Source organism: Arthrobacter sp. 10T44 (genome assembly GCF_056393885.1).
In genome coordinates this window covers 1-25,646 of sequence record NZ_JBFTGT010000002.1, presented here as the reverse complement: position 1 = coordinate 25,646, position 25,646 = coordinate 1, and the positions used below count along the sequence as shown (strand labels likewise).

Genomic DNA, 25,646 nt, shown 5'->3' with positions numbered 1-25,646 from the left:
GGCTTAGCGGGTTGCCTCCTGGTTCTGGCCCTGAGCTTCCCTAACTTCGTTTTCCCCGAAGCACGCCCGATACTCGCCTCAGTATCGAACCCACGCGAGCTCGTGGCAAGGTCCGTGGGCGGGACGACGCCTCACCGGCCGAAGTTTGGGGTCGAAGACCGGTCTTTACTTGCGTGATCCGATCGTCAACGTGCTGGAGGTTCGGCGAGGTATGAAAACCTAAGGCTTTCAATTTCGTCCAATCACCGAAGCTATTCACTGCGGTGACGATAAGGGCCTGAAGGAAATCTTTGTCGGGGGCGACGTGCCCTTGACCCCAATCGCCTATATACAGCATTAGGCGGGAATGGTTCGAAACGTCGCGAACGAACCTCTTCAAATGCCGCCCTATATGCGAGCTATCGCTAGCATTCTGCACATATGCGACCGTATTGGGAAATTCCTTTTTGTACTCGCGGGTCAGGTCGGTAACAATTCTGTAATTCGACAGCGTGCGCGGGTCCGAGCCTGGCTTCGCACCAAGCCCGAACTCCAGGTAGTCTTTTACAGATTTCTCGCCATAGAATCGGATATTCGTTTGAGGATTGATGGCAATAGCGAGCGATCCCGGAAAGTGGCGGGAAAAATACATGGCCGCGAACCCGCCACCGGAAGCGCCGAAAAAGATGGCGTGTTTGCTACCGTGGACGGCGAGAAGCTTGCGGACGACGTCTGTCAGAACCGCCTGAACGTCCATCTTGTGGTTGCCGGCAAACCAGGACAAATTCAACCTGTCGTCAACGTAAAGTGTGGGGTCCTGAATCCAGACACGGTTCGCCGGCGCGCCCTTCGTTACGGTTTGCCCGCTGAAGAAAGGCAGCGTGTCTACCGCTTCAGTGACAGCTGGGTGGAACACGAATATGGTTGAAGCTGCCCCCGGGGCAGGCCGGTTCAAGATGTCAACCGGAAGGCCATTCACTTCAAAGGTAAGACATCCGCCGGGAAGCTCTTGCGCACCCACGAAGTCGGCCAGACTCTCGAATGAAGTTACGGAGTACTTCGACTCATCAAGGCGCCGTAGCCTTCCGTTCACCAGCTCTTCCTTCCACCGCGAAATCTGACCCAACGAGCCTACATCAACGCAGACGGGGTGGTCGCGCCAGCATTAGTGAAAGGCGCAGCTGTATCCAGATAAGCGTCAGCCAGCTGGTGGCTGCAGGGTAAGGAAGGCAGCAACGCCGCGACGGTGCCCGCACGCTGCGCCCGGGATCGTATAGAGTTCGTTGCGGTTACAAGAGCTAGCAGGAAAGAGAATCCGAGATGCACGACATTGGCACTTCCGCTTCTCGACCCGCGACGGAGGGGCCCGCGGACGCGCATGTCGCAGCAGAGTGCACAGGAGACCCGGAACCGGGCTTGTTCCCAAGACCGACCATCCCCGTTATTTTCTATACAAGGATGGGCATAGGGGTTTTCGATCCGCGCTGGTGGGATTACCGACTCCGGTTGTTTGCCGCCACGACACTCCCCTCGGTGGGACGGTTTTGCAGGCCAGGCACAGAGTGGATCATCTTCATAGACAAAGACATGGACTCCGAGACCCTGAAGATTCTTAGGGCACTCGTCGCCTCGGTCGGTCTGGAACACCTTGTGACATTCGCGCCGGTTCAGTTCCACTTCGACGCATTCGCCGAGCTGGAAGCTTTTGCGTCTGCTCGGGCCGCGGAGGGACAGAAAGTTGGCCTCATCAGAATCGATGACGATGACGCCCTGGCATCTGACTTCCTTGACCGTTGTCTTTCGTTAGTGGCCCGAGTGGACTACGATGCGTCACTGGTTACGTTGCCGGGGGGCTGGGAAGTTTCTTTGGCGGACAGAAAAATGCGTCCGATTAGTCATGAGTTCATGTCCATGAATACTTTTTTCTATGGCCCGGCTTCTTTGGTTCAGTCTTATGCGCAGGTAGGGCACCACAGATTGGCTGAGTGGGCACAGAAAAATGCGTTGAATGTCATTGTAGATAATGAGCCAAGCCGCTCGTATATGTACATGCGGCACAAGCAGTCTGACACAAGTTTCGGTGCACGACGGACAGCGATTCTCGAGGATGAAGGCTGCAGGTTCATGACGCAGGCTTCCTACTCAACTTTCGGGATTGACCAGGAAAACCTCGGTCAATGGAGAGAGCACGCCAAGAATGCGCCGTCTACAGGCTCCAACAAGACCTGGGAAATTTCTGCGTCGATTGTGGATGAAGCAGCCAAGCTAAGGAAGGAACTCCTCAGCATGAAACTTCAACTTCGTCAGCTGACGACAGACGTATTCCAGTAGGACAGGCCGGCCATCGGCCAGGTCTGAGGGAGAAGGAAGCCGCGGGGCTCAGGGATGCCAGGAAACGGATCCGGGTACTGGAGCGCGAGAATGAGATTCTTCGCCGGGCAGCGGCGTTCTTCGCCCGGGAGCTGTTCCCAGAATGCAGTTTCCGCTGGTCCTTGGTCTTGCCACGGACGGGATTTCCGTCGCAGTGGCCTCGCGGGTGCTGTGGTGCTATAAAGAGTCGTTCTACGCATGGAAGGCCGTCGCCGACCGAGCGTGACCGGTCCGATGCGCACCTTATCAAAGCGGCGTTTTTCAGGTAGGCGGTCTCGGCCCGCAGCTCTTGAACTTCGCGCTCGAACTCGGCTTGGACGTGTTGATCACCTCGCGGCCCAACTCGTCCTTGAATTCGCGGGTAGATCGCCTGCGTGATGCGGTCATGCCGATCTCTGCTTTCGGTAGACCCCCATTTCAAGAGGCCCCACTGCCCGAGTTCTCTGCGGCAGCCCATACCTCCACGTAGGAGTCCAGTGCTTGTGTAAGTTCCGTGCGACGGCCGCCCGATGGTCGACGTCGTCAAGGAGGTCAGCACATGAGCTCCGCTACCCTGCCACCAGTGTTTTTGAACTGCCCGCGAATCTGCAGCCGAGCTCGCCCTGCGCTCCCCTTCGGGTCATGCCCAAGGCCTCAACTGTCTGGGGAGCTGCCCGCCGAACTGCGGCTCATGTCCACGCTTTGCTTTAGGAACTGGATAGTGGGGGCCAAGCCCAAGGGGCGCGCCAAGCCGAACCCGCGGGCCAAAAACGATAGGCATTGAAGTGGGGCAAAAACTGGATCCCGCCGTGGCATACGCCCCTCTTAGCCTGCGAGCGGGAGATCTTGACGACGCTCCTGGCACGGACTATACAACTTAGTAATTGGCTTTCGTCCTGCATGAGGAGGACGCCATGACTGAAAAGCCGGGTGTTGCGACGCTTCATACGCCAGATGTCGGCGCGACTGAGTTGCGGGAAATGAAGGTGGACGAACTCCACCACGAGACCTATGACAAAAACATTAGCGTTGCATCCGGCATGCGCAAAGAGGAGTTGGTGAAGGAAGTCGCCAACGTCCGATCCAAAGGTGTCGTGGGCGCCGGCGGCGGCGATTCGCATGCCGACGCTGACAATTTGAGTGCGCGCCCCGAAGCGGGCAAAATCCCGCACGGCGACAGTGCAGCCAACTCCCTGAAGAACTCGCAGGAGGTCACGTCAACGGAGGACGAGCCTGAGAACGAAGGCCTTAGCCTGGCGACGACACATAATGAAGTCATCACGCAGTGGGCAGAAGAACGCGGCGGAGTGCTGGCGACTGTAGAGGGATGAGATCATGACCACGCCCGGAGCCGAACGCACCCCGGCTCAGAAGCGCAAGTACGCGAAGACACGCATGCTTGTCACACCACCCTCGTCCACGCCCATGCGAGGGCATGAAGAGATCACCGGTCGCGCTGTGCGAAATCCTCACGATGGGCAACAAGCCACGACGTGGGATCAAGCCCGAGGCGCACTGCAAGAGTCGCGCGTACTAGCGCTCTACTGCAATGAAGCTTCTTGGGCGAAGACCGGAACTACTGCTGCTGGCACCTCATCCACAGCGAGACGCACAACGACCAGCCCGAGTGGGAGGCCTCCGAATGGTGGGCCAAACGCAATGTCGAGCTGTGGAAGCAGTGTGTGAAGGAGGCTCGAAGGTGATCATCAATCGAGGCAGCATCGCGGGCATGGTGGCGGCTGCCCTCATGCTTGCGCCCACGGTCAGCGCGTCAGCGCATGGCCATACGAACTACGGGCCCATGGCCGCACCCAACGGCGTGGGTCAGCCCGCGTGGTACACCGCCTCGGAGTGGAACGGCATGAAGCCCGGGCAATACGAGGCGACCGACTGGTGGATCACCGGCGCACCCGCTGATGCGTCGCCTGACCTCAGGCGCCGCAGTGAGATCAAGGTCGGCGCGTCGCAGGCGGCTGCGACGCTGTCCGCGCCCGGGAAGACAACGCGGTGGAAGGGCTGGCTCAAGCCGGTCCTCGGCCCTGCGAAGAACGACGGGAGGTCATGGCACTCCCTAGTCCAGCTGCACGGTCCCGACAAGGATGGTGGTTGGCGCTACGCCCAGGTCGCGCTCCGGGTGGAGAACGGATACTGGCGCCTGTGGGGCGACGACGGCTCCAGTCTCAAGGCATGGAGCATTCCGCTCTTGCCGTTCGTGGACGGTTACGCAACGTACGCGACGGTGACGTATCGTGCTGACGCGGTGAAGTCCCTTGCGTGCGTCAGCCTCGACCCTGAGGGCGCTGAGATTGGAAAGCGGACGTGGTGTCACGCCGCCGAAGCGTGGGACTCCCAGTGGGTCGTCTGGCACAGCGGACTCTACCGCGGCTCGGGTAGCAGCACACTCCAGCCGACCTACGAGCAGCGCGTCTACATCAAGGAACCGATGGTCACCATCTACTGACCTCAGTCGTACTCGACGACGGCTTCAACATCGGCGATGGTGCGTCGCCCGCGTCTCCAGGTCCATCCAGCTCGATGACGACGTCTCGCATCACCCCCGAGGGGACCATAAACTGTGGCGACGACCACTGAACTCGGCTGCCGTCACAATTGCTCATTTTCCGACCGGCAGTGACACACAGCCGCCCGCCCCGGTCACCAAAGGGACCCCGTCCGACGGCAGCGCCGGAACTTTGCCCTCCATGTCAACCGCCGCCACGGGCAGGGCAAGATCGGCTACTGCTGTGGATCCTCCTCCACTGTGCACAAAGCTGTCTCCGGTGCCTCTGACCTGGCTCTCCCTGCTGGAGCGGGCCGCGGGCATGGTTGATATGTAAGTCTGATCGCAACCCACTTGGATGGATCGATCGCAACGACCTCAATTCCCAGGCGCCAGGCCACGCGTCGGGGAAATGCCAAATCCCAGACGCCCTGGTCGTCACGCCCCCTCCATCAGCGTTCGCGAACCCGAATTCGCCGTCTACCCTTCGTCCCCGCCTAAAATAGTGGCCACCAGTTCCGGGATCACTTTGGTGCTTTCGAAGCGCGTATCGACAATATCCTTTGCACGCGCGCCTGCTATTCTCCACGAATCCTCGTTCAAACCAGACAAGAAGACCGCCATCGCGCGTTCGTCGGCGTGCAACCAATCGGTTGGGTAGATTTGGTCAGCACCGGGCCAGGCGAGGCTTGCGGGGACGGCTCCGGAAGCAGCCCCGTCGGCAAGCGTCAAATGGAATGACTCAAAATCGCTTACGGAGAGAACGATTCCGATTTTTCTGTACCACTCGGCCATGTCGTCGCCCTGCGCATCAAAAGTGACCGCCCCCGCCAGCAACGGGTCCGCTCCTATTCGCGCGTACTGCTCTTCGTAGAAGAACATCTCGTCTGGCCTGTTGGCCATCCAAGGAAAGTCCTCGGGACGTTTACCTTTGATGAAGAGGTGATAGCGATCGTCATTCATTCGCAGGAGTCGCAGAACATCGAGCGCCTTGTCGAGACGCTTTCTAGCTGGAACAATGCCGACAAATCCGAGGTTGAATCTGGCACCTTCGGCCTTGTCCAGGTCGAGCGAAGTGACGTCTACCGGGTTGGGAATGACCAGGCTCTGTTTTGCCGGAACCCCGTGGTCCCTTACCGCAACATCCAGAATGTGCTTTCCGACAAAAATGACTTTGTCGACTGCAGAGTATGCAACGTCCCTCACGTAGGGACGCGAGATTTCCTGAAGATGGAGCCGCGTGACCAACCGCTGGTGTGGCGAGACATTCCTTGAATACCAGACGGCGTTGCCCAGTGTCCATTCGCAGAACACCACGTCCGCTTCGGCCAGCAAGGTCTGGCTTTGCTCCTCATCATGCCGGGTGTGGTCCTGCCATTTGTCGATGGTGACGTTATGTCCACGCGAAGCCAGTTCCCCGATTATTCCCGTCGCGAATTTCAAGTCATGTCCCGCAATCAGTACGTTCTTCGGTTCGTTGCTTCTAGAGTTCGTGGGCCTTGTCGGTGAGGCCTCTACTTCCCGCCTAAGGCGTAGTGGGTTCGCTGGCAGCATTCCGGAGATGTTTCGGAGCAGGGGTTCATGGCCGTTGCCTTCGCCCAGTTGCGCCAGACCGAGACCAGGGGTATCAAGTTCCTCGCTTGAGATGGAGATCGAACTCCAGGCTCCAAAGGTCGTGGGCGTAAGCAAATCTTCAAAGATCGTGCGGTCCGAGTGTCCTGTCCCCGGTTCGCCCATGAACGAAATTCCGGCGGCTTCCGCGAGCCGTCGTGCCGCATCGCGATCGCTTACGACTGTAACTGGGAGTCGCCATTCGGTGCTGGCCAAGGCGCAATAGACGTGAGCGGGCTGAACTGTCTGCATGCCCAAAACTGAGGCGACCTCCGCTGTCAGTTCCGGCACGTAGACAGCGTAGGAGGGCAGTTCGGGTGCCGCGACGGTAAGGCCTGCGGTCCGAAGTAAGTAAGCAAGTCGGTGGGCGGCTGTGTGGCCGCGATGTACATATCGGTAGGCCAACCACGCATCGCGGTTACGGGATCGTTCGTTACTCATCCATTCCTGGATAAGTAGCCCCGCCTCGTCGGCACCCCGGACGACGGGCACTAGCCCGTTCATGATCTGCTCGACGCCGAGCCCCTTTCCGCTGACTACAGCTGAACCGGAAGCGGCAAGTTCCATGACGCGACGCGAAAACATCGTGGGTGATGCATCCACTGAGTTCACGTTTATATGCACCGGGTGAGCCTTGTATGCCTCAACCATTTCCGGGTAGGCAAGCCCGCCACGGACGAAACGACTCAAGTTTGCTGGGAAACGATACGGGCTTTCGGGGTTCAGATGTTGGCGGTCGTAAACAGCTAGTCCGTGGTTCTTAGCGACGCCGAGTATGGTTGCCAGCTCTTCTGATCGGTTCTTGTACCGGTCACCGTAATAGGAGCCCGCGTAGGCGACCGTGTGATCGTAGGGGCGGTTGGCCGGGATGATGTTGTGTAGGCGGGGTTGGGCGTAAAAGGTCAGTGAGGCGACGGTCTTCTGGCGGGGGCCAGCGTTCTCCTTGTATCGGCGAATGCAATCCGAATCCGAGGTGAATACGTGGTCGAAATGGCGCGATGTTTCGCGGAAGCGGTTGAAGTGCACCGGATCTTCCTTGTTCCAAAAGATCGTCGGCACGTCCCGCGTGTTGCAGTCTTCCAGAATCTCTTTCAGTGTCGAGAAGCGCGCTTCATCGTAGTACCCGACTTTCTGCTTCCAGAGTCCGTTGAGGCCTTCCCAGGCAGACTCCACGAACAGCGCATCAAGCGGCTGAGCAGCGATTTGCTCCCGCCAGCAGTCAGGACGGAGTTCCACCAGGTTTACCTCTCCGCGCAAACCCTCCAGGGTGAACTCGTCCGAAATAATTCCGATGGTCAGTTCGTTGAGATTTCGCGCGGACGTCGCCGCACTGGCGGCCTTGGCACGGTCGTGGGCGCGAACAGCTGTACTGCCGGCAGCCCTCCACGTTCGTTGGTCTATAGCCCAAAGCCTTGCCCGTCGCCCCATGGAAGTCCGCGCCTCGGGATCCCCGGTCAATTTGATTATAGCGGCGGCTAGGGATTCGGGACTTCCGGCCTCGCACAGCAGTGCCCGCTCCTGGTTCGGGCCGGCAAGGTCGCGCATCGGCGCGAGGTCACTCAAGATCAGTGCCTTGGCGCTGGCCATTGCCTCCAAAGGCTTTAACGGCGATACCAGCTCAGTTACAGGCAATCGGCGTCGGGGGCAGGGCATGATATCGAACAAGCTAAGGTAGCCAGGGACATCTGCTGCTGCGACGCGGCCGGCGAAGATTACTTTGTCGCGAATTCCAAATTCTGTCGCCTGCCGCTTCAGTGCCGCTAGTTCCGCTCCGTCTCCAACTACAACCACAGTGATGTCCACGCCCGCGTCGAGGACGAATTTTGCCGCCTCCAGGAGGTCCTCCAGTCCCTCATAGGGCACGATGCTTCCCGCATATCCCACCACAGTGGTATCGCTGGCCAATCCTAGTTTCTTGCGTAGAGATTCCAGAGGCGGCATTGGAGTAAATGCGTCAGTGTCAACCGCGTTAGGCAAGAGGCTGATCGCGTGCCCACTTACGCCCCGAGACACCAGTTCATCCCGCACCTGGCTCGTAATCGCCAGTACGGAATCAGCTTCCTTGGCAACCAGCGTGTCGAGACTCATTGCGAGGCGGAACCGGTCAGTATTACGCCATGCGGGCTTGCTAGAGGCTTGCGTTATCTCCCACAGTCCCCTGACTTCATATACGAACGGTATACCAAGTCGTCGGGCGGCCAGGAGCGCCGGAAGCGCCGTCACGTAGTTCGAGGCAGCATGTATGACTGAGGCGCGGTGGCGCTGGGCTTCTCTTACATAGACGTCTGTGGCTTCCGCCAGATAGTAGTCGAGGCGGTCACCGGTCCAGCTGGGACCTGGATTGAAGACGTGCTGCACGCCGCTTATTTCCCGGACAAATCTTTCAGCCGCGGCGACGGGCACATCGACTTTGGAGTCCCACGGGTAGCCCGGTCGGGCAACAACTACAACGTCTTCGCCGTTGCTTCTTAGCCCACCGACAACCCCTGCGGTCCTAGTCGAGTAACCATTACTGTTGAAGTGGCCCGTGCTATGAGCGCAGTACATTATGCGGCCGTGTTCCGCCAAGTACCCAGCATTCGGCTGTCGCTGGGCAATGAAGGGAGGGGCCGTCAACAGCTCATATTGGCCCAAGATATTTTGCAGCAGTACGAGCTCACTCCCGCCGACGTCCTCCAGCAACGCTGCATGCTGTCGGATGAAGTCCGCCGGCTGAAGGATGGCTCCCCTGTCGAAGTAATCGTGCGAAATCAGCTTCAGCGCGGCGGCTTTCGACGGATGTGTTGCAAAGTCGTTCAGAAGTTGGTGGCGAGTGGGACGTGCCGGAACCGTCGCCTTTGCAGATGGCGTCTTCCCGGGGATTGACCGCGTCGCTTCGGCGGCAGTACGGCCGCCTAATGCAGACGGCGAGATTGAACCGTTTCCTGCACTCCTGCGTGGCGCGACCGCTGCGCGGGAAAGCCATCGTGCGGGAACGCCGATCGCACGTGCTAACCGGAAACTTTTCGAGGACCGCAGAGCCTTCAGGACAGACTTGAGCTCATTGTTGCTTCGATTGGCAGCGTCCAGTTGCGCCATCGCCTTGTCTCTGGCCCTCCGCATGGCGCGAAGATCCTTGTCCAGGCTTTCGGCCCGACGGCGGTATTTCCCTTCAGCAACGACAAGACGCTCGTAGTCACGTATCAGGGAGTCGATATCCTGCATGTACCGTTTGCGCTTGGCAAGCTGAACGGTGCTTAGCCGTGCAACTTCATCTGAATACGTCATAGTCTCGCTTCGCGTTTCTTTAGACACCCGCAGCGATACTGCGGGAATCCTCCTGCCAGATGCCTCGGGTGTCCACTACCGCTTTGCCGTCTAGCATGACCGGGTCGATCTCCTTGAAGACATCGTGATCGACCAAGAGGACCACCGCATCCGCAACGTGCAGCGAAGACTCAAGTTCCTCGAGCGAGACGTTCCGAAGACCGGACAGCTGCCGCGGAAGGCTGTCGACATGGGGCTCCACGACTAGGATGCTGGCACCCTCAAGCTTGACGCTTAGCTGCTGAACGATGTTCACAGCCGGGGATTCACGCAAGTCGTCGATGTTGGCCTTGAAGGCCAGCCCCAATACGGCTACCTTCGGGGATACCTTGTTACCGATGGCTTCTTGGACTTTCTGAATGACCCAGGCCGGCTTTGAATCATTGGTTTCGCGGGCCTGCCGGATAAGCCGGGCTTCCTCGGGTGCCGCCGCTACTATGAACCAAGGATCCACAGCAATGCAGTGTCCGCCTACGCCAGGCCCGGGCTGCAGTATGTTGACACGCGGATGATGGTTGGCCAGCTTGATGAGTTCCCAGACATTAATGCCAAGCTTGTCGCTGATCACAGAGAGCTCGTTCGCAAAAGCGATATTGACGTCGCGGTAGGAGTTTTCCACGAGTTTCGCCATCTCAGCGGTAGCAGCGTCCGTCACCAAAATGTCCCCTTGGCAGAAAACGGCATACAGCGCCTTCGCCAAATTCGCGGCCTCAGTAGTCAGCCCCCCAACGATGCGGTCGTTGGTCACGAGCTCAATCATAATTCGGCCCGGCAGGACGCGTTCTGGGCAGTGAGCCACATGAATAGCAGGTCTGCCTTCGGCCCCGTCCAAGCTCAAGTCCGGTCGTAGGCTGATGAGGTAGTCACCAAGCAGCTTCGTCGTCCCGGGAGGTGAGGTGGATTCAAGGATGACGAGTTCACCTCCGACCAGCTGCGGGGCGATTCCCTCTGCTGCGGCCTTGATGTAGCTGACATCGGCAGTGTGGTCCGCGTTGAACGGGGTCGGAACAGCCACGATGTACGCCTGTGCCTTGGGCGTTTCAGTCGACGCGAGGAGCTTCTGCTGGCTCACGGCCCCGGCCACGTAGGAAGCCAAGTCCGGCTCCACAAACGGGACCTCGCCTCGGTTGACAGATTCTACGGTGTCAGGGTTCACGTCCACGCCGACGACGTGCACGCCGTTGCCTGCCAAAATCGCTGCAGTCGGAAGTCCGATATAGCCCAGACCGACGACCGCTACGCTTTCAATGGTATTCATAAGGTGATTCCCCCATTCAGACAGAGACTTCGTCCCTGTAGTTTCCAAAAAATTTCAATGACCCTGTAGCCAACAGTTCTGCTTCGCTGGCCGTCCAGGTATGACCCGAACCAGACCGCAACTGACAATAGTTAAACCTGTCGGAGGAGTAGACACTCGCTTCATCCCTGGCGATGTCCCGAAGGAACAGACTGTCCTCCCCCTTGCCGATCGCAGCAAACGGAAAACGGCGGAAGATGTCTGCAGTACCCATGATGGTCGGACCCATGACCGTCCGAGTATACCGATGCTCCCACTCCGGAAAGCGGAGCAGCGTTGCATTGAGCACGGAGAGGTACATGTAGTGGGCCTGTTTTCCGACAACGTCGGCACCAGAGTAATCAAGCGCATACAACTGGTCACTCAGGTAGTTACTAGCGTAGTAGTCGTCGTCGTCCATTTTCGTCAGAACCTCACCTGATGCCGCTTCAACGCACATGTTGAGGCACGTTCCTAGGGGAACTGAACTAGGAGCCGCGAGCAAAATCACGTTAGAAACACCGTGCTTTCGCTGAAGGCTGTCGATCGCGGCGGCGTCCGGCTCGAATCCGTGTGTCAGCAGCACCAGCTCGACTTCAACATGGCACTGACGACCGAGAGTTTCAAACACGTGTTCAATTTGCCAAGGTCGGAACGTCGAGACCAACGCCGAGACGAATGGCCGGCCCGCGGCTGCCTGTAGGGCGGGGGCGACGGCTGCCAGCACCTGTTTACTTCGTATGCTGTATGTGTGGTCCCGCCAGATGCGTCGTTGCCCGCGGTGGAGCTGGCGATCCCCCATTTCAGGATTCCGGTGCAGCGCCCTAAGCAACTGCTCCGCTTCCGCCTCAGTCTGAACACTGAAGATTTCGTCGGGTCCAAAGTATGTGTCGATGGCCGGGCTCGGGGTTGTGACGAGGTTGGAACCGGACGCCACAACCTCGAAGACCCGCCTGGAGCACATCGTGGGTGAATCCACTACAGAGTTCACGTTAAGAAATGTCTTGTAGGCTTTGTAGGCCGTCAGCATCTCGGCATATCCGAGGCCGCCCACCACGCGGCCCTCAAATTCTGCCGGGAACTGATATTTCGCCTCGCCGCCTATCTGGCGTGAAAATATCTCCAGCCCGGTGCTCATGGAGGAAGACGCTTTGACGGCAGCGGTGAGCAGAAGGTCCAACTGCTCGCGACGCTCGGGGTATTTTTCGGTAAAATACATTCCTCCGAAAGCAACGTCACGCTCGTGCCAGCCGAATTTCGGTCGCACAGGGTTGTGCAATGCTGGCTGGGCCGCGAATGGCAGCACCGCTACTCTCTCGTGGCCCAGTTCGCGTCTGTAGTCCTCGAGCTTGCCCGAATCGCTCGTGAAGACGTGGTCGAAGAGCTTGGCTGCCGACAGAAAATCCTGAAAGTGGGGCGGGTCTTCCTTATTCCAGAAAACAGTTGGTATGTGCCGTTCATTACACCAGGTTGTCAGTTCCTGAAGAACGGATAATTCAGCCGGGTGCTTGGCCGCTATTTTGCCGGTCCAGGCCCCGCTGTTGCCAGTCCAGGCCGATTCCACAAACAAGAAGTCTATGCGCTTGTCCTCCAGCTGAGCCCGCCAAGTCGCAGGCACTACCGGAACGCAATCCCATTCCATACTGAAGGCGGTCAGTGAGAAGTCGTCCAATATGACGGCCACCCGAACAGCCGGTTGGACGGGCTTTCGCGTCGGACTGATTGTGGATGGCTTGAACCTGAGCCGACGCTTCTTGCCCCGCCCCGTCCAGGCGCCCTCCGCGTCCCGTAGAGATTCAAGTCGACGGTGACCTGCTTCAACCGCTTTGCGGGCCAGCCACAGCCGGACCTGCCCTAGCCCTCCAGACCTGAGGTGCCAAACGAACTCCCGTGCCGACCTAATCCGGGCGCTCACCCCTTCGACCGCCGAAGGGAGTTCCGGTCGCTGACGTCTGCAACCTCAAGATCATGGATCATACGACGCCGGAGCTTCATCGCACCGATACGATCCCCTGCGGCAAGTTTCTGTGTAAACATGCGATACCACTTGACCACATCTTCCGGATCGCCGTCCGCTACTAGTTCACCTTGATCTATCCAGATTGCCCTATTACACAGGTCCAATACCGTCGGCATGCTGTGACTAACAAGGAAGACCGTTCCGGCTTGGTTGAGGAGTTCCAACATGCGCTTACGCGTTTTGTCCTTAAACTGCGCGTCGCCGGTATTCAACGCTTCATCAATGATGAGAATCTCGGGATCTATGCTGGCGGCGATAGCAAACCTCAGCCGCGAACTCATCCCAGCCGAGTAGGACTTCATCGGCATATGAATGGCGGCGTCCAACCCGGACAGTTCCGCAATGGATTCGTATTTCTCATTTATCTGTTGACGAGTCATTCCCATAGCCAAGCAACCCAAGACGATATTTTGGTCGCCGGACAAGCCGGGCAACAGCGCGGCGTTGACTCCGAGCATCACTGGCGTAGAAGTGGCATAGACGGCCCCCGACGTAGGTGGTATCTGACCTCCTACGAGTTTGAGCATCGTGCTCTTGCCAGATCCGTTTCTACCAATGACACCCACTGACTCGCCGTGCTCCACAACTAAGGAAAGGTTTCGAAGGGCAGTGACTTCTACGACTTTGGTGTGCCTGAGTGCTTTCCTGAAGCCGGCCCAGGCTGATAGAGATGGCGAATTGCCCTCTTTTTCTCGTGACGTTGTTCGATAGGTCATGCTCACCTTGTCAATTACGACGGCCGGAGTTCCCTGAACGAAATGGAGATCAGAGGTCTTTTCCATAAGTTTCCTCTCCCTTCCAAAAGAAAACTAGGCCGACGGCAAGAGCGGTAAGCGACCATAGAGCCAAAATCGCCCACGCTCGCCCGGAACCTGCATGGTCGTATAGAAGACACTCCCGCGCCAGGTGAAGAACATTATAGAGCGGATTAAATTCCATGATCTCCCTAATAACGGGAGCCTCATCGAACCGGTCAATTGAAAAAAATAGACACGAGGTGTACATCCACAGCCGCATCGCGTAGGTGATTAGCTGGCTTAGGTCGTTAATGATAGACACGAGCCTCGCTAGAATGAGCCCAACGCCGAGATTAAACAGAAATTGGAGCGCGACTATCGGAACTAACAACAGCCACCGCCAGGAAATGACTTCGGAGGGCGGAAGAATTATGACGAGGACCAGCATAACGATGAGCACGGGGACATTCGAAAGAAGCTCCCGTATGTTGGCGGCAAGAACCAAACTGGCCCGGGGGAAGTGAAAAGCATGTATGACGTTCTTACTTGACGCTATTACTCGCGCTGAATTCGAAATTGAACGCGTACTCATCTGAAAAAGAAAAACGCCCAAAATCAGGTATCCAACGAAATTTTCGATACCCTTTCCAGACTTGAGTAGCACGCCCATTATGACGTAAAACATTAGGCCATTCAAAAACGGTCCAAGAATTAGCCAAGCTAGTCCTAGTCGATCCTGCTCATTGCCGGTCTGAACCCGAGACTTTGCATCGTAATACGCAAATTGTCTGTAGTCCCATAGCGAGACGAGATAGTCCAGAAGCGGCGGCCGTGCCCCGACTCGTCGTAACCCCCGCATGTTAACGGAAGTAGCCACCGCGGTGGGCTGCGGCGCTTGGGGCTTAGCCAACCGTTCAGAGCTCAACAAACGCCTCCATCACTTGCTGATACGCAGCAGCAAGAACCTGCGCATTCGCCGTCCAAGTGCGACTTTTCAAAACGCTTCGTCTCCCTGCTTGTCCATAACGCGTCCTTAGCTCCTCGGAGCGAAGAAGCCGCCCCAGCTTAGTGCTGAACTCGAAGCAGTCACCCGCTCGGAACAAAAGTCCGCTCTCGCCTTCTCTTACAATCTCCTCGAGCGCCGGCAGCCTGCTCGCTACGACAGGACGCGCGCACGCCAATGCTTCCACCGGCTTGAGCGGGGTCACGGACCGGGTCACTTCCAGATCCTTGCGTGGCACCACAAAGATGTCCAAAGCCTGGTGATAGCGCACCGCCTGATCGCGCGGTACCCGCCCGGTGAAGATGATGCGGTCGCCAAGGCCTGACTCGCGAGCTTGAACCTCGAGCGCGGGACGGGAGACACCGTCTCCCACAATCAGCAGCTTGAGGTGCGGAAATTGAGGAGCCAGCAATACAAAGGCCTCAATAAGGCCGTCGAGGCCTTCATAGGCTACCAAACTGCTGACCGTACCGATGTACTGCCCGCTCTCGTTGAGCCCTAGCTCACGGCGTGCGCTGCCGGCATCGAGCGGCTCCTTAAGGAAGTCACCACCGACAGCGTTTGGCGCAATCAGCACCTTTGCTTCCGGGATTCCAGCGGCCACAATGTTGGCCTTCATGGCACCACCCAAGGTCACCACGAGGTCGGCATCCCGCATGACCTCGGCCTCACGTTCCTGGAACAGCCGGTAGCGTTCGCTTTCCTTGGCCGCCGGTCCACGCGTCGAAGCCCAGGTGTCGGCAAGTTGCCCGCGCACCTCATACACCCAGGGAATGCCCACGGCCCGGGCCACGGCGCGGACCACTAGGGCGTTGACGTAGTGCGTGGTGGTATGCAGCACGCTGGGCTTGAATTCCAGCACGATGTCCAGCAGCTCTTCGGCCTGTTGCTGCAGCCGCGCATCCATGGTTGCTGCCAGCTTTGCCGGAAGCAACCGCCGGTATCGGACACCGTCCACCACATCGAACGGCTTCGCGAATATCTTGCCGACCTGGACCGGGTACCCCAGCCTGGTCACGGCCAGCACGTCCCAGCCCGCAGCCTGCTGAGCGGCAAGGATGGAGTGTGACCGCTGCGCGTACCCGCTGGCTGTGTGCGGCAGGGAGTTGGTTAGCAGGTGCAGCGCGCGGCCCGGGACGGGACTGTAGTCCACGCCGTCGAGTACCGGTGCCGCGCCGTTGAGGACGCTCAGCTCGGCTGCCAGCCGGGACCGCTGACCACGGCGTGCCCGACCGTCACCCGCCAGGACCTCGACGGCGTCGCTGACTGCGCCGTCGTACCAGAAGCGGCGGGCACGGGAACTGTCCAGACCCGGCGCGCCTTCCGCGCGGCCGAGGAAAGCATCGGCCACGGCAGGCAGCTGGGCGGCGAGGGCGACGTCGGCGAGCCGACGGGCGCGCTCCCCCGTCGCTGCGGTTGCGGCGGCGAGGGACAGCCGCCGCTCAACGTCGGCGCCGGTTCCGCTCAACAGGGCGGCGACGAGGACCGGAATAGAGACGGAATCCCGAGGAGCGAGACGGGTGACCGCCGCGGAGAGCGGGGCCACCAGACGCGCCGGCAGGCGCCTGCTCAGCTGCAACAGCAGTAGCAGTGGATCGTCGGTCAGGTGGCTGCTGGCCACCCCTGCGGCCAGTCGGAAATTGCGGTAGAGCTGGGTCATCGGGAAGAGACCGTCTCCCGGTTGAGCAGTTTCTCGATCAGTCCCATGTACCGGTCCGCCAGCAGGGAATAGTCGGCGTGTTCCTTGACCCATTGCCGGCTGGTGTCGTCCCGCACCAGCCGGGAACGGTCTGCCGCCAACTCACGCCACAGTTCGGCCACTGCCTCCGGACCGCTGGCCACAATGTCGCCCGCCTCTGCATCTGCGACAATTCGCGCGGCTTCGCCAATCACGATTGCCGTGACGTGGCGGCCAAGGGACAAGACCTCGTAGGTCTTCGACGGCACGGTCGTTTCGAACGACTTCCAGTCATCCCTGAGCGAGACGATGCAGGTGTCGGCGGAGGCATATCGCGCCATCACGGCCGGCCCGTGCAGGGACGGGTGGAAGGTCACCGGCGCGTTCAGCTCGCTGGCCAGCTTCTGGAGCGCCGGTTTTCGTGTCCCGTCACCCACCAGGTGCAGGTGCATGGAGTCCCCCACCAGCGCACTGGCACGGATCACCACCTCCAGCCGCTGACTCGCGCCATGGTTGCCGAGGTACAGGGCCTCAAAAGTCCCGCGTTCCGGCTCCGGTGGGGACAGCACCGGGATGGTGTCCACATGCAACCCGTTGCTGACCGTTGCGACGTTTTTGATGCCGCGTCCGCGCAGCGTTTCGGCGAATCCCTCGGTGACAGTCACTACAAGGTCGGCACGGTGCTGGATGAAATCAACGGCCACCTCAACCAAGCTCTTGACCCGGCCCTTCACCATGCGGGAGTCGCGGGCGAGGTCCGGCCACGCGTCGCGCATTTCGACGATCAAGGGAGCCCTGCGGAGGCGGGCCAGGAGATACCCGGCGGCCAGGATAGGCAGGCTCGGCGCGGTGGCGATGACGACGTCGGGCCGCGGCGTGAAAAGTCCCACCGGAACAGACATGGCAGCGGAGAAGCAGTGATCGATGAACCGTGTCAGCTGGGAATTTCCGTGCGGCAGGTAAGGGACGCGTCGGATCTGCTCAGAGAACTGGCCCTTCTGCCGCCGGAACGCACGGCCTGCCAACTTGGCAGGAAGGTCGCGCCGTCCAGCCGGGGCGTGGGCAACCGGCGTGATCACATCTATATCCCAGCCGGTGGCGCAGAATTCCTTCAGCAGGGCCGTCCAGCGGCGCTGGGGCGGGCTGCTCTCCGGCCAATAGGAATGCACCAACAGGCTGACGCGAAGCGGCCGGTTCGCTCTCTCAGGAGTTTCGGACGGGTTCGGGCGGACTTCCTGAGCCACCTTAACGTGCGCCCTTCGAGGTCGCCCGGCCCCTCGCGCCCAAGGCGCGGAAGTATGCAAGGCCAGCCGCCAGCAGGACTAGGACGGTTATAAGCTGCACGCCGAAAGGGCTGCCGGTCGCCGCGGTCACTGCTGCCTGGATCACCGGGGAGGACTGGATCACCGGGTCCGCCTTTTCAGGCTCCGGTGCCGGCGTCTTGGAAGGTGCGGCCGAGGCCGGTGCGGCTGAAGCGCTTGCCGAAGGAGTCGCCGTCGGCGTTGGCGTGCTTTCCTCGACCGTTGATGCGGGGTCCGCTGGCGGAACAACCGGAGCCTCCGAAACGGGCACTTGAACCGCCGGTGCCGGTGGCACGACGATCGGTGCTGCCGGTGCGGGGCCGGCGGGCGGACGTACCGGCACCGCCGGGGCGGGCGCCTGCGACGACGGCGCGGGAGCTGGCGCCGGGGCCGGAGCCGGGGCCGGGGCCGGGGCGGGATCCGGCGCGGGGGCAGGATCCGGTGCCGGAGCGGGCTCGGACGGCGCCGGATCCACGATCACGATGGGATCGGGGGCAGGTGTGCCATCACCTTCCGCGTGGGCGGGGGCTGCACCCAGGCTGAGGGCGAGAGCGGCGGCCGCGCCGAGCGCCGCCGTCTTCAGAGTGGTTCGGTAACCACCGAAGCGTGAAGTGTTCAAGTGTTCCCCCAAAGCAAAATCCTGTTCGGTACGTCGTAAGTTCAGCGCCGTACTTAACGTCGGGGCCGCATTTCTGAGTCGGCACCGAGAGCATCCTACCGGTTCTCCGGCAATTCACTGAAAATTGGCGCGTCGTTAAGAGCCCGACCCGATGGACTTGACGAAGTTGCCGAGAGTGTCCCCGCGCAGGGCCACGGCTACCTTGGCGATGGCGGCATCGTCCCGCAGCACGATGGACTGTCCGTCCGCAGAGGTCCCGATGCCTGCGGTGGGCAGGGTGAAACTGGCCACGTCTGCCGTCCGGACGTTGCGCAGCCCCACCGCCAGTGAGGCTACCGCAGCCGCGTCGAGAGACTTGTCGACACTGACGTACGGCGAGACGGTATCCACCAAGCTGCTGATCCTGACCGGATTGGTCAGCGTCTCGGCCGTGAGGAACTTTGACATGAGTGCCTTCAGGAATAACTGCTGGTTCTTGACGCGCTGGTAATCGCCGTCGCTGAAGGCTTTGCGCTCACGAACGAAGGCCAGGGCCTGTTCACCGCTGAGCTGCTGCTTTCCCGCGGCAAACGAGAACTGCTTGGTATTGAAAGCTGTTGGCACGTTGACGTTGACGCCGCCCAGAGCGTCGGTCATTGCCTTGAATCCTTCAAAATCGACCACGGCGACGTGGTCGAGCCGCGTGTCGAACATGCCTTCCAGAGTCTGGACGACCAACGGAATGCCGCCCAGTGCCATGGCAGCGTTCATCTTTGCCTCCCCGTGTCCAGGAATCTGCACCCAGGTGTCGCGCATGATGGACATCATGTAGATGTTCTTGCGGTCTGCCGGGATATGCACCCACATCATGGTGTCCGAGCGCTGGTCCGAGGGACCCCCGGCTTCCGCGTCGCCGAGAGTTGCGGCGCGGCTGTCGCTGCCGAGCAGCAGCAGGTTTACGGCGTCGGTTTTAGTTTCGGCCGGACGCGCAGATTCCGCCGGAAAGGCCTGCTCGATCTTTTGCGACTTGGAGTTGAAGCTGTTCGCCAGATTGAAGGCGTATACCCCGGCACCCACGGCTACGACGAGAAAAAACGCTACGACGCCGAGGAGGACGTTGCGTGCAGTTTTCTTCTTCTTTGTGCGGGACCGCTGGGCATCCTCGTAGGGAGCTTGGTCAGTTTCAATGGGCATTAATGCGTCCCCAACTCTTGTAACGGCGAACAGATATAGGTGGGCCCATTGTGCCACGTACTCGTGGATGCTCTGGTTCGGACGGACCTCCAGCGCCGGGATAGGCTGGATGGATGCAGCAGCTCCGCCAGCCCGGTTCCGTTCGTCCGCTTCGCCTTTTGGCAACCGCCGCCGCAGCGGGGCTCGTGCTCAGTGCCTGCTCCCCCGTCGTCGACGTCACGCCAGCCAAGGACGCGGCGAACGCCGCCTGCGCGCCGATGATGCTGGCGCTGCCGGACAGCCTTGGCGATGCGAAACTGCGCAAGACCAACAGCCAGGCGACGGCGGCGTGGGGCGATCCGTCGCTCGTGGTCCTGCGCTGCGGCGTTAACGTCCCCGGTCCCACCACGGACCGCTGCGTCAGCGTCAACGGCGTCGACTGGGTGATCAAGGAAGGCAACCCGGTATGGACGCTGACCACTTTCGGGCGCGAACCTGCCACCGAAATCCTGATGGACCCCAACAAAATCAGCTCGGCCACCGTGCTGGCGGAGCTCGCCGCCCCGGCCGCGAAGATCAAGGCAGACCGGAAATGCGTCGGCCAGGAAGACCTGCAGAACCTGCCTGCCGGAAAGTAGCGACCCAGGCGCTGGGCCCACGCCGGCAGGGTTCCCTGGCCGAAGCGGAGCGAGGTTAGGGCGCCGGTGGGGATTAGCGCAGGCCGGTCTTGCGGTGCAGGGCCAGATAGATCAGCTCGTCGATCAGCTCCGCATAGCCCAGCCCCGAGGCCTTCCACATCTGCGGGTACATGCTCTTCGGCGTGAAGCCAGGCATGGTGTTGATCTCGTTGATGATCAGTTCGCCCTCGGGCGTGTAGAAGAAGTCCACCCGGCTCAGGCCTTCGGCGCCGACGGCGTCGAAAGCGACCGCAGCGAGATCGCGGACCCGGGCGATGGCCTCGTCGGGGAGGTCGGCCGGGCAGCTGAGCGCGGCGGCGTCGTCCTCCACGTACTTGGCGTTGAAGTCGTAGAAGTCGTGACCCCCGGCGGCAACCGAGATCTCGCCCGGCATGGATGTGCGCGGCGCATCGGTCCCGCGACCTTCCAGCACGGCGCATTCGATCTCGCGGCCGACGATGCCGGCCTCGATCACCAGTTTGGGATCGTGTTCCCGGGCAGCCTCAATCGCGGCGTCCAGTTGCTCGAGCGAATCGACCTTGGAGATGCCCATCGAGGAGCCGGCCCGGGCGGGCTTGACGAAAACCGGGAAGCCGAGCTGGTCCACGCGCTTGCGCACCAGCTCAGGGTCGGTGAGCCACTGCCGGTCCGTCACCGTGATGTAGGGACCCACCCGCAGTCCGGCGGATTCGAAAACCACCTTCATGTAGTGCTTGTCCATCCCCACGGCCGAAGCCAGCACGCCGGCGCCCACGTAGCGGGTGTCGGAGAGCTCCAGGAGACCCTGGATGGTGCCGTCCTCGCCGAACGGCCCGTGCAGCAGCGGGAAGACCACGTCCACTGAGCCCAGCTCCTGCGGGACCTGGTTCGGAGAGGCCACAATCAGCTGGTGTTCTCCGCTGATCTCGGCCAGCGTCACGGTCTGGTCCGACGGCGCCACTTCCGGCAGCGAGGAGGCGGAGAGCGACCAATCCTTGGTGTCTCCCGAGGCCAGTACCCACTGGCCGGTCTTGGCGATCCCGATCGGGATCACCTCGTACTTGGTCTGGTCAATCGCGCCGAGGACACCGGCGGCCGTGACGCAGCTGACCGCGTGCTCACTGGAGCGGCCGCCGAACAGCACCGCCACCCGGGGCCTGGACCGGCCGGACCGGGCTTCTGGAGTCAAGTTCATTTCCGACACTCTTAGTAATCGCCTTCGGATTTCAGGTCCCGGGACAGCAGCAGCGGTCCCAGTTCGTCTACGGACAGTTTTCCGGCCAGCACCGCGACGACGGCGGCGGTGATGGGCATCTCGACGCCCAGCTTGCCGGCAAGTTCGTGCACGGCCTGCGCCGACTTGATGCCTTCGGCGGTCTGCGTCATTTCGGCCGTGACCTGCTCCAGGCTCAGGCCGGTGCCCAGCAGCCGTCCGGCTGTGTGGTTCCGCGACAGCGCGGAGGAACAGGTGGCGACGAGGTCGCCCAGGCCGGCAAGACCCGCCATGGTCCGGGCTTCGCCGCCGAGGGCCAGCGTCAGCCGGGACGTTTCGGCGAGGCCGCGGGTGATCACGGAAGCCTTGGTGTTGTCGCCCATCTGCTTGCCTTCGCAGATGCCGACGGCCAGCGCAATGATGTTCTTGACGATGCCGCCGATTTCGACGCCCACCACATCCGACGTCGTGTAGGGCCGGAAGTAGGGTGCCGTGCAGCTGCGGGCCATCCAGCCCGCCGCCGCAGCGTCGGCGCACGCGACGACCGACGCCGTCGGCTCCTCCCGGGCAATCTCCATGGCCAGGTTGGGGCCGGAAACCACGGCCACCCGCTCGGCGGGGATGTCCAGCTCCTCGCAGATCACCTCGCTCATGCGGGCGTCCGAGTGCAGTTCCAAGCCCTTCATCAGGGAAACCACCAGCGCGCCGGGCCCGATCAGGTCCTTCCATTCGCGCAGCTGGAGCCGCAGGGTCTGGGCCGGGACGGCGAGGACCACGAGGTCGGCGCCGCTAAGTACCTCGGCGACGTCGGTGGAGGCGGTGATGCTGGCAGGCAGGGCGATGCCCTTGAGGTACTGCTCGTTGCGGTGCTCGCTGTTGATCTGGTCCACGACGGCGGCACGGCGGCCCCAGAGGCGGATGCTGCGCTCAACGCCGTAGGCGGTGGCCGCGTCGGCGAGGATTTTCGCGAAGGTAGTCCCCCAGGACCCGGCGCCGAGCACGGCGACGCACGTGGCCGAGTCAGTGGCTTCCTGGGTGGGGAGCTCCACCGTCACTTGGCACCGCCCGTGGCAGTGCCACTGTCCGGGGTAGTTTCCGGGGCCGCGCCGGGCTTCCCGCCGCGTTCGATGAAGCGCCCGTGGGTGGACTGGTTGTGCGCTGAGGGGTCCCAGCGCACCAGCGGCGGCTGTCCCCCGCGCAGCGTTGCCAGCAACTCTGTGATGGCGTCCATGATCACGTTGGTCGCTTCGCTGAGCGTCGCCTTGTCCAGGGGCCGTCCGGCGAAGGCACTCAGGTCCACCGGGTCGCCCACCAGCACGCGCGAGGTCTTTCGGGGAAACACGTGGAAGCGCTTGGCATAGCGCGGAAAGACTTCATGCGCTCCCCAATGGGCCATCGGGACCACCGGGATGCCGCTTTCCAGCGCCATCCGGGCAGCACCGGTGTGGCCCTTCATTGGCCACAGCTCCGGATCGCGCGTCAGCGTGCCCTCGGGGTAGATGATGATGGCGCCGCCCTCGTCCACGACTTCCTTGGCGACCTGCAGCGAACGGTTGGCACCCGCCGTCGACCGCTCCACCGGCACCTGCTTGGTGTTGCGCAGCACCGAACCCAGTACCGGGACCTTGAACAGGCTGCCCTTGGCCAGGAAGTGCGGCATCCGGTTCTGGTTATAGAGCATGTGCCCGATCACCAGCGGATCGATCTCGGTGCAGTGGTTGGGCGCGGCAATGAAACCGCCGGCGGGAAGTTTCTCCAGCCCCTCCCACTTCTTGTTCATCAGCAGATTCATGACGGGCCGGACAATTCCGGCCACGATGACAAAGGTGATGTGGCTCTTGGCCGTTTCCTTCACGTGGTCCCCGCTACCGGGCCGACGTGATGTCGAAATCGGCGCCCAGGCCCGCGAGCTTCTCGGTGAAACGCTCGTAGCCGCGGTTGATGATGTCGATGCCGGTGACCCGCGAGGTGCCGGTGGCGGCCAGGGCCGCGATGAGGTGGCTGAAGCCGCCGCGCAGGTCGGGCACGTCGATGTCGGCGCCCTTGAGCTGCGTGGGGCCGGAGATGACGGCGGAATGCAGGAAGTTGCGCTGGCCGAACCGGCACGGGACACTGCCAAGGCATTCGCGGTGGACCTGGATGCTGGCGCCCATCCGGATCAGGGCGTCGGTGAAGCCGAAGCGGTTCTCGTACACGGTCTCGTGCACGATCGAGACGCCCTCGGCCTGGGTGAGTGCCACCACCAGGGGCTGCTGCCAGTCGGTCATGAAGCCGGGGTGCACATCGGTTTCCAGCACCAGCGGGTTGAGCTTTCCGCCGGGGTGGTAGAAACGGATGCCGTCCTCGCCGATGTCCATGCCGCCGCCCACCTTGCGGTAGGTGTTCAGGAACGTCATCATGTCGCGCTGGGTGGCGCCTTCGACGAAGATGTCGCCGCGGGTCACCAGGGCTGCGGAGGCCCAGGACGCGGATTCGTTGCGGTCGGAGAGGGCCCGGTGGTTGTAGCCGCCCAGATCCTGCACGCCCTCGATCCGGATGGTGCGGTCGGTCTGGACGCTGATGATGGCGCCCATCTTCTGCAGCACGGCGATGAGGTCCACAATTTCGGGTTCGGTGGCCGCACCCGAGAGTTCGGTGATGCCCTCGGCCCGGGTTGCGCTGAGCAAGACCTGTTCAGTGGCCCCAACCGACGGGTAGGGCAGCGCGATCTTGGCGCCCTTGAGGCCGTTCGGGGCGGAGATGTGGATGCCGCCCGGGCGCTTCTCCACGACGGCGCCAAACTGGCGCAGCACGTTGAGGTGGTAGTCGATCGGACGGTCGCCGATCTTGCAGCCGCCAAGGTCCGGGATGAAGGCCTCGCCGATGGCGTGGATCAGGGGTCCGCAGAGCAGGATCGGGATGCGCGAGTCGCCGGCGTGCGCGTCGATGGCCGTGTGCGAGGCCGTCTTGGCGTTGGTCGGGTCCAACGTCAGGTCCCCGGTGACCGGGTCCTTGTCCACCGTGACGCCGTGGAGCTGGAGCAGGCTGGTGACAACCTCAACGTCCTTAATTTCGGGGACGTTGCGCAACACGGACGGCTCATTGCCCAGCAGGGCAGCAACCATCGCCTTGGGGACAAGATTCTTGGCCCCCCGAACGGTGACGCGGCCGGTCAGCGGGACGCCTCCGCGGATTGTCAGAACACTACTCATTTACCAGTTTCCTCACGACTACTCGCCCCCAAATCCTTACAAAGGCTCCAGCTAAGCATAGGAGCTAGCGTTACCGATCTGAAATACGGCGCGGTTCAGGGCGGCTTAAACCTCTCGTCCGCGGCTGCCTGACGGAGGCTCAGTTCGCCGTCGTTCCGGCATTGAGACGCGCTACTGCCGTCGACAACGCTGTGGCGAAACCGCACCACGCGGCATAGGGGGCAAGAGCCACTCCCGCGCGGCGGTCCAGACGGTATGTCCGCCGCACCAGATCGACGCTGCTCGCCGTCAGGACGGCGCACTCCGCCGCTGCCAACCATGGCCGGCGGGCGCGCCAGAATAGCCAGCTCCACGACGCATTGAGGACGAGATTGGCTGCCAAAGCGGAGCGGTATGCAGTTAGTTCCTGTTGCCTCGTGGCGCTGCCGGCGCCATCGGCCCCGTCGCTGCTATCCAGCGCGACGGCGGAGCTCACGGCGAGGTCCGCATAGAGTGCTGTCCACACGACCGGAAACGCGATGGCGGGCGGCTGCCAATCAGGTTTGCGGAGCCTCCTGTACCAGGCACCATCGGGGTCAGTCGCCACTCCACCGGCTGCCGCCGTCGCGGCCGTCGCAGCCGCCGTCCACACCACGGTCATGAGTTTCATAGCTACTCCTTCTTGCTCCGGGTCGCTCTCTGCGGGATGACCTCTCCGGGGCAAGGTCTAACCCGGGCACGGTCTTCCCGTATGGCCGATGATACGTCCCTCGCAGGGACCGCTGGCTTGGCCACCCGCCACTCTGCACTAAAAGTGTCAGAGGTGGCCGATAGCGTGTTTTTATGGACGGCAAGCAAGGGCCCGACGTGGCTCTGACGGACAGCGTAACGGTCGCGGACCTTGCGCGGATCCTGGCCGGGATCCCGGCCCCGGCCAGCGCCGCGGCCCTCATCGACGAAACACGCGAGCTGGAGGACCTGAAGTCAGCCCTGGCCGCCCGGCAGGCCCGGGACGCCGTCGCCTTCGACCTGTCCCAGCGCCGCGAACAATCCCTGGCCGGCGTTCCCGCCGACCA

Annotated in this window: 18 protein-coding genes and 1 pseudogene; 5 read left to right on the top strand and 14 right to left on the bottom strand. The window is 61.5% G+C overall.

The annotated features are described in order from the left end of the window. Nucleotides 1–40 precede the first annotated feature (40 nt). Entirely contained in the window at nt 41–1,105 is a 1,065-nt protein-coding gene (locus AC1DBL_RS04600) for a hypothetical protein (protein WP_476925565.1), read from the bottom strand. 194 nt (nt 1,106–1,299) lie between these two features. Between AC1DBL_RS04600 and AC1DBL_RS04595 the strand changes: the two genes are divergently transcribed. The 3 genes from AC1DBL_RS04595 (at nt 1,300) to AC1DBL_RS04585 (ending at nt 4,789) form a co-directional block, all read left to right on the top strand. After that, nucleotides 1,300–2,310: a glycosyltransferase gene (locus AC1DBL_RS04595; RefSeq protein WP_476925564.1), complete on the top strand. Its 1,011-nt coding sequence runs from the start codon at nt 1,300–1,302 to the stop codon at nt 2,308–2,310. Nucleotides 2,311–3,242: 932 nt separating this feature from the next. Next, nucleotides 3,243–3,659, top strand: coding sequence for a hypothetical protein (locus AC1DBL_RS04590; RefSeq protein WP_476925563.1), 417 nt, complete (start codon nt 3,243–3,245; stop codon nt 3,657–3,659). A 368-nt stretch (nt 3,660–4,027) separates the two neighbouring features. After that, nucleotides 4,028–4,789, top strand: a complete 762-nt coding sequence (locus tag AC1DBL_RS04585) for a hypothetical protein (RefSeq protein ID WP_476925562.1) — start codon at nt 4,028–4,030, stop codon at nt 4,787–4,789. 519 nt (nt 4,790–5,308) lie between these two features. Here the strand turns inward: AC1DBL_RS04585 and AC1DBL_RS04580 are convergent. The 8 genes from AC1DBL_RS04580 to AC1DBL_RS04545 form a co-directional block, all read right to left on the bottom strand. Then, nucleotides 5,309–9,706 carry a glycosyltransferase gene (locus tag AC1DBL_RS04580; RefSeq protein ID WP_476925561.1) on the bottom strand — a complete coding sequence of 1,466 codons (4,398 nt, stop codon included), beginning with the start codon at nt 9,704–9,706 and terminating at the stop codon, nt 5,309–5,311. A 19-nt stretch (nt 9,707–9,725) separates the two neighbouring features. Further along, nucleotides 9,726–11,003 carry a UDP-N-acetyl-D-mannosamine dehydrogenase gene (gene wecC, locus AC1DBL_RS04575; RefSeq protein WP_476916868.1) on the bottom strand — a complete coding sequence of 426 codons (1,278 nt, stop codon included), beginning with the start codon at nt 11,001–11,003 and terminating at the stop codon, nt 9,726–9,728. A 16-nt stretch (nt 11,004–11,019) separates the two neighbouring features. Then, nucleotides 11,020–12,705, bottom strand: coding sequence for a glycosyltransferase family protein (locus AC1DBL_RS04570; RefSeq protein WP_476925560.1), 1,686 nt, complete (start codon nt 12,703–12,705; stop codon nt 11,020–11,022). A 227-nt stretch (nt 12,706–12,932) separates the two neighbouring features. Then, nucleotides 12,933–13,823, bottom strand: coding sequence for an ABC transporter ATP-binding protein (locus AC1DBL_RS04565; protein WP_476925559.1), 891 nt, complete (start codon nt 13,821–13,823; stop codon nt 12,933–12,935). Next, on the bottom strand, nt 13,807–14,637 hold the full coding sequence (locus AC1DBL_RS04560; RefSeq protein ID WP_476925715.1) for an ABC transporter permease: 831 nt from the start codon (nt 14,635–14,637) through the stop codon (nt 13,807–13,809). The genes AC1DBL_RS04565 and AC1DBL_RS04560 overlap by 17 nt, the downstream gene beginning before the upstream one ends. A gap of 55 nt (nt 14,638–14,692) precedes the next feature. Next, on the bottom strand, nt 14,693–16,441 hold the full coding sequence (locus AC1DBL_RS04555) for a glycosyltransferase family 4 protein (protein WP_476925558.1): 1,749 nt from the start codon (nt 16,439–16,441) through the stop codon (nt 14,693–14,695). Beyond that, nucleotides 16,438–17,628, bottom strand: coding sequence for a glycosyltransferase family 4 protein (locus AC1DBL_RS04550; protein ID WP_476925714.1), 1,191 nt, complete (start codon nt 17,626–17,628; stop codon nt 16,438–16,440). Before AC1DBL_RS04550 ends, AC1DBL_RS04555 begins: the two co-directional genes overlap by 4 nt. An 886-nt stretch (nt 17,629–18,514) precedes the next feature. Next, nucleotides 18,515–19,552: an LCP family protein gene (locus tag AC1DBL_RS04545; RefSeq protein ID WP_476925557.1), complete on the bottom strand. Its 1,038-nt coding sequence runs from the start codon at nt 19,550–19,552 to the stop codon at nt 18,515–18,517. A gap of 113 nt (nt 19,553–19,665) precedes the next feature. On the opposite strand from AC1DBL_RS04545, the gene AC1DBL_RS04540 reads away from it, so the two are divergent. Continuing rightward, entirely contained in the window at nt 19,666–20,169 is a 504-nt protein-coding gene (locus AC1DBL_RS04540; protein WP_476925556.1) for a DUF3515 family protein, read from the top strand. A 73-nt stretch (nt 20,170–20,242) separates the two neighbouring features. On the opposite strand, the gene AC1DBL_RS04535 is transcribed toward AC1DBL_RS04540, so the two are convergent. The 5 genes from AC1DBL_RS04535 to AC1DBL_RS04515 form a co-directional block, all read right to left on the bottom strand. Continuing rightward, on the bottom strand, nt 20,243–21,382 hold the full coding sequence (locus tag AC1DBL_RS04535; RefSeq protein ID WP_476925555.1) for a D-alanine--D-alanine ligase family protein: 1,140 nt from the start codon (nt 21,380–21,382) through the stop codon (nt 20,243–20,245). Between the two features lie 11 nt (nt 21,383–21,393). Continuing rightward, a complete protein-coding gene (locus AC1DBL_RS04530) occupies nt 21,394–22,455 on the bottom strand; it encodes an NAD(P)H-dependent glycerol-3-phosphate dehydrogenase (RefSeq protein ID WP_441417456.1) in 1,062 nt (353 codons plus the stop codon). Continuing rightward, complete coding sequence (locus AC1DBL_RS04525) at nt 22,452–23,255, bottom strand: lysophospholipid acyltransferase family protein (RefSeq protein ID WP_441417455.1); 804 nt, start codon at nt 23,253–23,255, stop codon at nt 22,452–22,454. The genes AC1DBL_RS04530 and AC1DBL_RS04525 overlap by 4 nt, the downstream gene beginning before the upstream one ends. Nucleotides 23,256–23,265: 10 nt before the next feature. Continuing rightward, entirely contained in the window at nt 23,266–24,591 is a 1,326-nt protein-coding gene (murA, locus tag AC1DBL_RS04520) for a UDP-N-acetylglucosamine 1-carboxyvinyltransferase (RefSeq protein ID WP_175323955.1), read from the bottom strand. Between the two features lie 139 nt (nt 24,592–24,730). Continuing rightward, nucleotides 24,731–25,240 carry a TspO/MBR family protein gene (locus tag AC1DBL_RS04515; protein ID WP_441417454.1) on the bottom strand — a complete coding sequence of 170 codons (510 nt, stop codon included), beginning with the start codon at nt 25,238–25,240 and terminating at the stop codon, nt 24,731–24,733. A 173-nt stretch (nt 25,241–25,413) separates the two neighbouring features. Between AC1DBL_RS04515 and AC1DBL_RS04510 the strand changes: the two are divergent. Further along, nucleotides 25,414–25,646, top strand: a pseudogene (locus tag AC1DBL_RS04510) (HNH endonuclease); the annotation flags it as partial.